A 5883-nucleotide genomic window follows, 5' to 3' on the forward strand; every position below is an offset into this window, starting at 1 on the left:
GCCTGAAAGTCAGCCGCCTTGAAGCGGCTGTTCACCACCAGGATATTGGGCATGTTGCCGATCAGCGCGATGGGCGTAAAACTGGTCAACGGGTCATACTTCAGATGCTTGTTGCAAGACGGATTCACGACATGGGTCGAAATGGTGGCCGGGCCGATGGTGTATCCATCCGGCGCCGAGTAGGCCACGGCTTCTGAACCGATGGAACCCCCCGCCCCGCCCTTGTTGTCGACGATGACCGGTTGGCCGAGTTTTTCCCCCAACGTTTCGCCCAGGATCCTGGCCAGGATATCGGTGGGTCCGCCCACGGCGAAGGGAACGATCAGCTTGATCGGTTTGGTCGGGAATGGCTCGGCCTGCGCCATCGCGCCGGTGCATGCCGCCATCAGCGCAATCGTGGCACCCAGTTGTTTGAAGACGTTCATGTTTTCACCCTTGAGATCTGATTCGATGGCGCTGGCGGTCCGCTAGCCGCGGGTCACCGGCAGCTGTGCCTGCATCCACGAAACCACCTGTGGGACATGGATTTTCTGAGCGGGAAACGCCGGGTCGATCCAGTCCAGATGGCCGCCCTCCTCGATCGCCAGCAGCTCTTTCGGCTCGCCCGCACGATCAAACAGCGCTTTGACGTGCTCAAACGGAAACTCGTGGTCCTCGCGGGCGTGCACGACCAGTAGCGGACGCGGGGCGATCTTGTGCACGTCGTCATCCGGTTTGAACGCGTACAGCGCCTGCATGGATTCCAGGCTGATTTCCTCAGGGATGCCCAGCAGGGCCGGGTTCGACGCGCGTTCCACCCCCACCGCCGAGATCAGGCTATCGATCCAGTTCTGCCGGGCGTGGGCATCGGCCTGTTGCGTGTCGGGCCGTCCGAGCACCTGGGTGCGCGCCAGGCGTCTTGAAACGCCCGTCAGCACGCGGTCGATCCTGTCCTGCCGGATCTCGTCTTGTCGCCGCGCCCAGTCGGATTCCGTCATGCCCACCCGGCCATACTTCTCGCCATTGGCCACGCCGCTTGCGCAGACCACGGCTTTGATGCGCGCATCTTGGGCCGCGGCGCTGACGACGACACCGCCGCCCAGCCCCCATCCCAACGCGCCGATCTGCTCCGGATCGACTTCGATTTGCTGTTGCAGGAACGTCACCGCATGCTGGACATCCCGCACCTCTTCCTGCGGGATGATGGTTCCCGGTTGCCCTTCGCTTTCTCCCAGGTTGCGGTAGTCGAAAACCATGCAGACATATCCCGCCGCCAGGAAATAGGGTGTCCAACGGGAAGGCACCCATTCCTTGATGGCGAACCGGCCGTGGCAGATCAGGATAGCGGGCCGGCGCTCTCCGGGGAGGTAGCCGTCAGGCACCAACACGCGCCCCGCCAACTTGACGCCGTCGCTGTAGAACGCAACATTCCTACTGTTCATTTTGTAGCTCTCCAAGGGTTTCACGCCGGCGCGGCGCGGGGTAGTGACGCCGGAGGGGATGCATGCATTCTGCTGCTTGCCACTCCAAAGAGAAACCGCATAGCTTCTATATCAGCTATGCTGTTTTTCTATTCGACCCTCCTTGCATGGACCCGCCGTGGATCTTCTGCAACTGCGTTATTTCATCGAGGTTTGCGATGCGGGCAGCTTCAGCCGTGCGGCGATCAGCCTGAATCTGACGCAGCCCACGCTCAGTCGGCAGATCGGCCTGCTGGAAGCCGAGCTGGGCCAACGGTTGCTGGAGCGCACCGGTCGGGGCGTCATTCCCACCGACTCGGGCGCGTTGTTGATCCCGCATGCGCGCGCCATGCTCGAGATGGCGCAACGCGCCCGCGATGAGCTGCGCGACCAGCAAGCCAGTCCAACCGGGCGCGTCGTCTTGGGGTTGCCACCCAGGGTGGCGCGTCTGTTGACGGTGTCGCTCGTGCAAGCGTTCTGCGAACAGTTTCCACGCGCCGTGCTGACCGTCCATGAAGGCTTGAGCACCCATTTGCGCGAATGGCTGATTGCCGGGCGCCTGGATATCGCGGTGCTGTTCGACCCCCCGGCTTCGCCACAGATTGCCTGCAAGACGCTCAGGCAGGAAGCGCTGGTGCTGGTGGCTTCGGCGCAGGCGTCGCCGCTGCCGGAACGCGTCGGTTTTGCCGAACTGGCCGGCTACCCCATGATTCTGCCGAGCGTGCCGAACGCCTTGCGCAATTTGGTCGATGCGGCGCTCCAGCCGCATCGCGTCAGCTTGAAGATCATCGCGGAAGTCGGTGCGATGCAGACCATGATTCCGCTGGTGGCCAAGGGCGTCGCGTGCACGATCCTGCCGGCACCGGCGGTCGCAGCCTTCGCGCCGCAGGGCACCGTCCAAACCGCAAGCATCGGCCCGCCGGCTATCCACAACACGCTGGTGATGGCGACTACCCTTACGCGGCCGGCGAATCGCCTGACGCGCGCCACGTCGCAACTGGTCGAGAGGTTGATTCTGGAGGATGCGTACGAAGATTGACCAGGCCCTGGCCGACCCCTTGCAGGACGCCGCGCTGTTGCGCCGTCTGCTGCGCGCCAAAGACCGCATGGATGCCGCTTCGCACGAGGCCTGGCCGGTCAGCCGGCTGGCCGAGGTCAGCGGCGTTTCCGCGGCCTATTTCGCGCGCTCCTTCAAGCGGGCGTTTGGCCTTCCGCCGCACCGCTATTTGTTAACGCGCCGGATCGAACAGGCTGTCTCGTTGCTGCGCGACACCGAGCTCAGCATTACCGACATCGCCTTTTCGACCGGCTGGCAAAGCCTGGGCACGTTCGGGCGGATCTTCCATGACGTCACGGGCTTGTCCCCCAGCGCCATGCGCAGCGAGACTCGGGCGACGATGCCCGACATCGGCCGGGTTCCGGCCTGTGTCGTGAAAGCCGCGCAGCGTCCTGATCTGGGCATGGCAGTTTTGGAGAAGCGCCGCCGCTTGGCCGGCAATACAGTGGAGGCCTCAACGAAGGAGGAGCCATGAACGAAGGTATCAGTGTGATGGGCGTGTACGTCGACGACCAGGATGAGGCGCTGGCGTTCTACGTAGACAAATTGGGATTCCGCATCCACACGGATGTGCGCAATGGTCCGTACCGCTGGCTCACGGTCCAGCATCCGGAGCAGCCCGCGTTCCAGCTTGGCCTGTTCGCGCCGGGCCCGCCGGTCCATGACGAGGCCACCGCGAAAACCCTGCGTGCCATGGTCGCCAAAGGCGCCATGCCGCCGCTGGTGCTATCGGTGTCGGACTGCCGCGCCAGCTACGCCAGACTGAAGGGGCTGGGTGTGGAGTTCACGCAGGAACCCACGGACCGCTATGGCAGCGTGGATGCCGGCTTTCGCGACCCGGCGGGCAACGGCTGGAAGATGATCCAGGCGCCCAGCGGCAAAGCGTAGGCGGCAGCGTCCAGGATGACGGTGGGTCGCCGTCAAGGCTAGCTAAAATCCAACGCTTCACCTCATTGGAATTCCGCCTGCCATGACCGACCGACAGATCATCCTCCCCGATTCGATGAAGACGCTTGCTGACCGTGCCGGTTACGCGCCTGCGGTGAAGGTCGGGCACACGGTCTATTGCGCCGGGCAGGTGGGCAGGACGCCTGATCTGCAAGTCATCGCGGATCCGGAAACGCAATTCGCCGCGGCCTGGGAAAACCTGCGCGTGGTGCTGGCCGAGGCCGGCTGCACGTTTGACGATGTGGTGGACATGACGACCTACCATGTCGACATGTCCACCCACATGGACGTGTTCCGCGCCGTCAAGGACAGGACATTTCCTCGCGGCCGGTGTGCGTGGACGTGCATCGGCGTGAGCGAACTTGCGCGGCCCGGGCTGCTGGTCGAAATCAAGTGCACGGCCATTGCGAAGGCCCCTACCGCAGCCTGACGCCTTGGTTCCGCCTCGCCATCGGGCGCGTCAGGCCATGGCAACGCCGATACCATCCGCCGCGGCGCACGCGGTTTTTTTGGATTAATCCTGGCGTCGGCACCGCCATCCTGGTATCAAATGTGGCGGCAAGCTTCACTCCTGCTCAGGTCTCTGACATGGCGAGGTGTATTCATGCCGCAATGCCGACTTTCCCTGCGAATCCTGGCTGCCGTTGGCGTAACGCTCACGCTATCGAGCGGCGCGTCCCTTGCCCAAGGGGCCGGCCAGATGGGCGTCGCTGCGGTGCCGCAGGCGCCAGGAAAATTCTGCGAATGCCGATTCGCCTCAGGGCAGTACGAGGCCTACAGCACCGACGGCACATGCACCGTCCAGCGCTATGGCGGCGGGCGCAAGTGCGAATTCGGCTTCGCGGGCGTCGGCGCCAATCCTGGCGTGCTCAGTGCCCTGCTGGGTCAGGATGCCTATAGCGCGCAATTTCGCCTTGCGCCCGATATCCTTGCCCGCTATCTGGCGTTTGCCCAAACGGGCGACACGACGTCGTTGTCCGACAGCAAGTTCATTGAAGCCGCCCTGCCCGTCCTGGCGCGGGCCAGCCTGTTTCGCGAAGCTGTTGTCCGTGCAGAACTGCCGATCAAGCAGATGGATGCCGAGATCGTCGCGTTCTCAAGAAAATACAGCCAGGTCATTTCCGAGGTGTTCCGCGGCAAGCAGGCGCCTCAAACGGTCAAGTGGAGCGACAGCAGCCAGTTCGAGATCGGACAGGGCTTCGTGCAGCTGGATTTTCAACAGCAGTCGCAATTGCTGGTGTTGTTCTTTGCCAATGCGAAACGGTGACCGGCCATGGATCTGACTTGCGTACGGGAATTGCCGGGATTGGACTTCACCATGCTGGTCCTGCTTATCGTGGCGGGAGTCGGTTTTCTGGTGCTGGGGGTGTACCTGCTGGTCCGCCCACGGCCTGCAACGGCCAGCCAGACGACGGTGTTGTGGATCGACAAATATCGCTTGCGAGGCCCCGTGGGCCTTTTTCTCGTCCTGCTGGGGCTAGCCCTGTGGGGACTGACGTATTGGCAGCTGAACAGCCGATTCGCCCCGGACTCGGAAGCTTTCACCGGCGCGCCTCGCTCGCTGGGTTCCATCGCGGAGGGCTTGCGCCGCAACTCGAACGCGGACATTCAATTGAAGGGCGACGCGGACACCGTGCTCATTTCACAACCCGTCAGCGGCGCTTGCGCGACCGCGTTGCTGAACGACCTGTGCAAAAAGTACCGGGGCACGCTGACTTGCAGCAAAGAAGGTAACCGCAGGGTGATCGAGCGCAGCCGTTGATCAACCTGCTGCGCAACCTCTCTTCAGGTGGGCGCCGTTTCGTTTCCATGCAGCGTTCTGAGTTTCCGTAGTTCCGGGAACCACCGCATCCATAACCCGGCCACGGCGATCGTGCCCATGCCGCCGATCACCACCGCTGGCACGGCCCCGAACAGTTCCGCCGTCACGCCCGATTCGAACTCGCCCAACTGGTTGGACGCGCCGATGAACAAGGTGTTCACGGCGCTGACCCGGCCCAGCATGTGGTCAGGCGTATTCAACTGCACCAGCGATGAGCGCACCACGACGCTGATCGAGTCCGCGGCGCCCAGCACGACCAGCGCGGCCACAGACAGCGGGATCGAGGTCGACAGGCCGAACACGGTGGTCGCCAGCCCGAAGAGAATCAGCGAACCGAACAGCAGGCGCCCCACGTTTTCGCCCAGGCTCAGGCGAGCCAGCGTCAACGACATTAACGCCGCGCCGCAGGCCGGCGCGGCACGCAAGGCGCCCAGCGCCCACGGGCCCGCGTTCAGGATGTCTTTGGCGAAGATGGGAAGCAAGGCCGTCGCCCCGCCCAGCAGCACGGCAAACAGGTCCAGCGACAAGGTGCCCAGCAGCAGCCGGCGCTGGAAAATGAAGGTGATGCCGGCGAACAGCGTGCGCCAGGTGGTCGGCTCTTTGCGCGGCGGGGCGCG

At 63.7% G+C, this 5883-nt stretch carries 9 protein-coding genes; 6 read left to right on the forward strand and 3 right to left on the reverse strand.

Going from position 1 to position 5883, the window contains the following annotated elements:
- A partial coding sequence (locus ACO6D5_RS22425; RefSeq protein WP_485826585.1) for a tripartite tricarboxylate transporter substrate-binding protein occupies positions 1-425 on the reverse strand: 425 nt, incomplete at its 3' end.
- A gap of 42 nt (positions 426-467) precedes the next feature.
- Positions 468-1436 carry an alpha/beta hydrolase gene (locus ACO6D5_RS22430; RefSeq protein ID WP_485826586.1) on the reverse strand — a complete coding sequence of 323 codons (969 nt, stop codon included), beginning with the start codon at positions 1434-1436 and terminating at the stop codon, positions 468-470.
- Between the two features lie 142 nt (positions 1437-1578).
- Here ACO6D5_RS22430 and ACO6D5_RS22435 point away from each other — a divergent pair, with 142 nt between their 5' ends.
- The 6 genes from ACO6D5_RS22435 to ACO6D5_RS22460 all read left to right on the forward strand — a co-directional run bounded on the left by ACO6D5_RS22435 (position 1579) and on the right by ACO6D5_RS22460 (position 5206).
- The gene (locus tag ACO6D5_RS22435) at positions 1579-2478 is read left to right on the forward strand and encodes a LysR family transcriptional regulator (protein WP_485826587.1); all 900 of its coding nucleotides are present in this window, start codon (positions 1579-1581) and stop codon (positions 2476-2478) included.
- Positions 2462-2971: a helix-turn-helix transcriptional regulator gene (locus ACO6D5_RS22440; RefSeq protein ID WP_485826588.1), complete on the forward strand. Its 510-nt coding sequence runs from the start codon at positions 2462-2464 to the stop codon at positions 2969-2971. Before ACO6D5_RS22435 ends, ACO6D5_RS22440 begins: the two co-directional genes overlap by 17 nt.
- Complete coding sequence (locus tag ACO6D5_RS22445; RefSeq protein WP_485826589.1) at positions 2968-3384, forward strand: VOC family protein; 417 nt, start codon at positions 2968-2970, stop codon at positions 3382-3384. The genes ACO6D5_RS22440 and ACO6D5_RS22445 overlap by 4 nt, the downstream gene beginning before the upstream one ends.
- Before the next feature lie 82 nt (positions 3385-3466).
- Positions 3467-3874 carry a RidA family protein gene (locus ACO6D5_RS22450; RefSeq protein ID WP_485826590.1) on the forward strand — a complete coding sequence of 136 codons (408 nt, stop codon included), beginning with the start codon at positions 3467-3469 and terminating at the stop codon, positions 3872-3874.
- A 120-nt stretch (positions 3875-3994) separates the two neighbouring features.
- Positions 3995-4711, forward strand: coding sequence for a hypothetical protein (locus ACO6D5_RS22455; protein WP_485826591.1), 717 nt, complete (start codon positions 3995-3997; stop codon positions 4709-4711).
- Positions 4712-4750: 39 nt separating this feature from the next.
- Entirely contained in the window at positions 4751-5206 is a 456-nt protein-coding gene (locus ACO6D5_RS22460) for a hypothetical protein (protein ID WP_485826592.1), read from the forward strand.
- Between the two features lie 23 nt (positions 5207-5229).
- Here the strand turns inward: ACO6D5_RS22460 and ACO6D5_RS22465 are convergent.
- Positions 5230-5883 (reverse strand): MFS transporter (locus ACO6D5_RS22465; protein ID WP_485826593.1); only part of this gene is annotated, 654 nt, incomplete at its 5' end.

The organism is Achromobacter sp. (assembly GCF_057314935.1).

Excerpts from the sequence above, each read along its gene's own strand:
- ACO6D5_RS22440 (WP_485826588.1), top strand. The coding sequence starts at position 2,462 with ATGCGTACGAAGATTGACCAGGCCCTGGCCGACCCCTTGCAGGACGCC.
- ACO6D5_RS22455 (WP_485826591.1), top strand. The coding sequence starts at position 3,995 with ATGTGGCGGCAAGCTTCACTCCTGCTCAGGTCTCTGACATGGCGAGGT.
- ACO6D5_RS22450 (WP_485826590.1), top strand. The coding sequence starts at position 3,467 with ATGACCGACCGACAGATCATCCTCCCCGATTCGATGAAGACGCTTGCT.
- ACO6D5_RS22445 (WP_485826589.1), top strand. The coding sequence starts at position 2,968 with ATGAACGAAGGTATCAGTGTGATGGGCGTGTACGTCGACGACCAGGAT.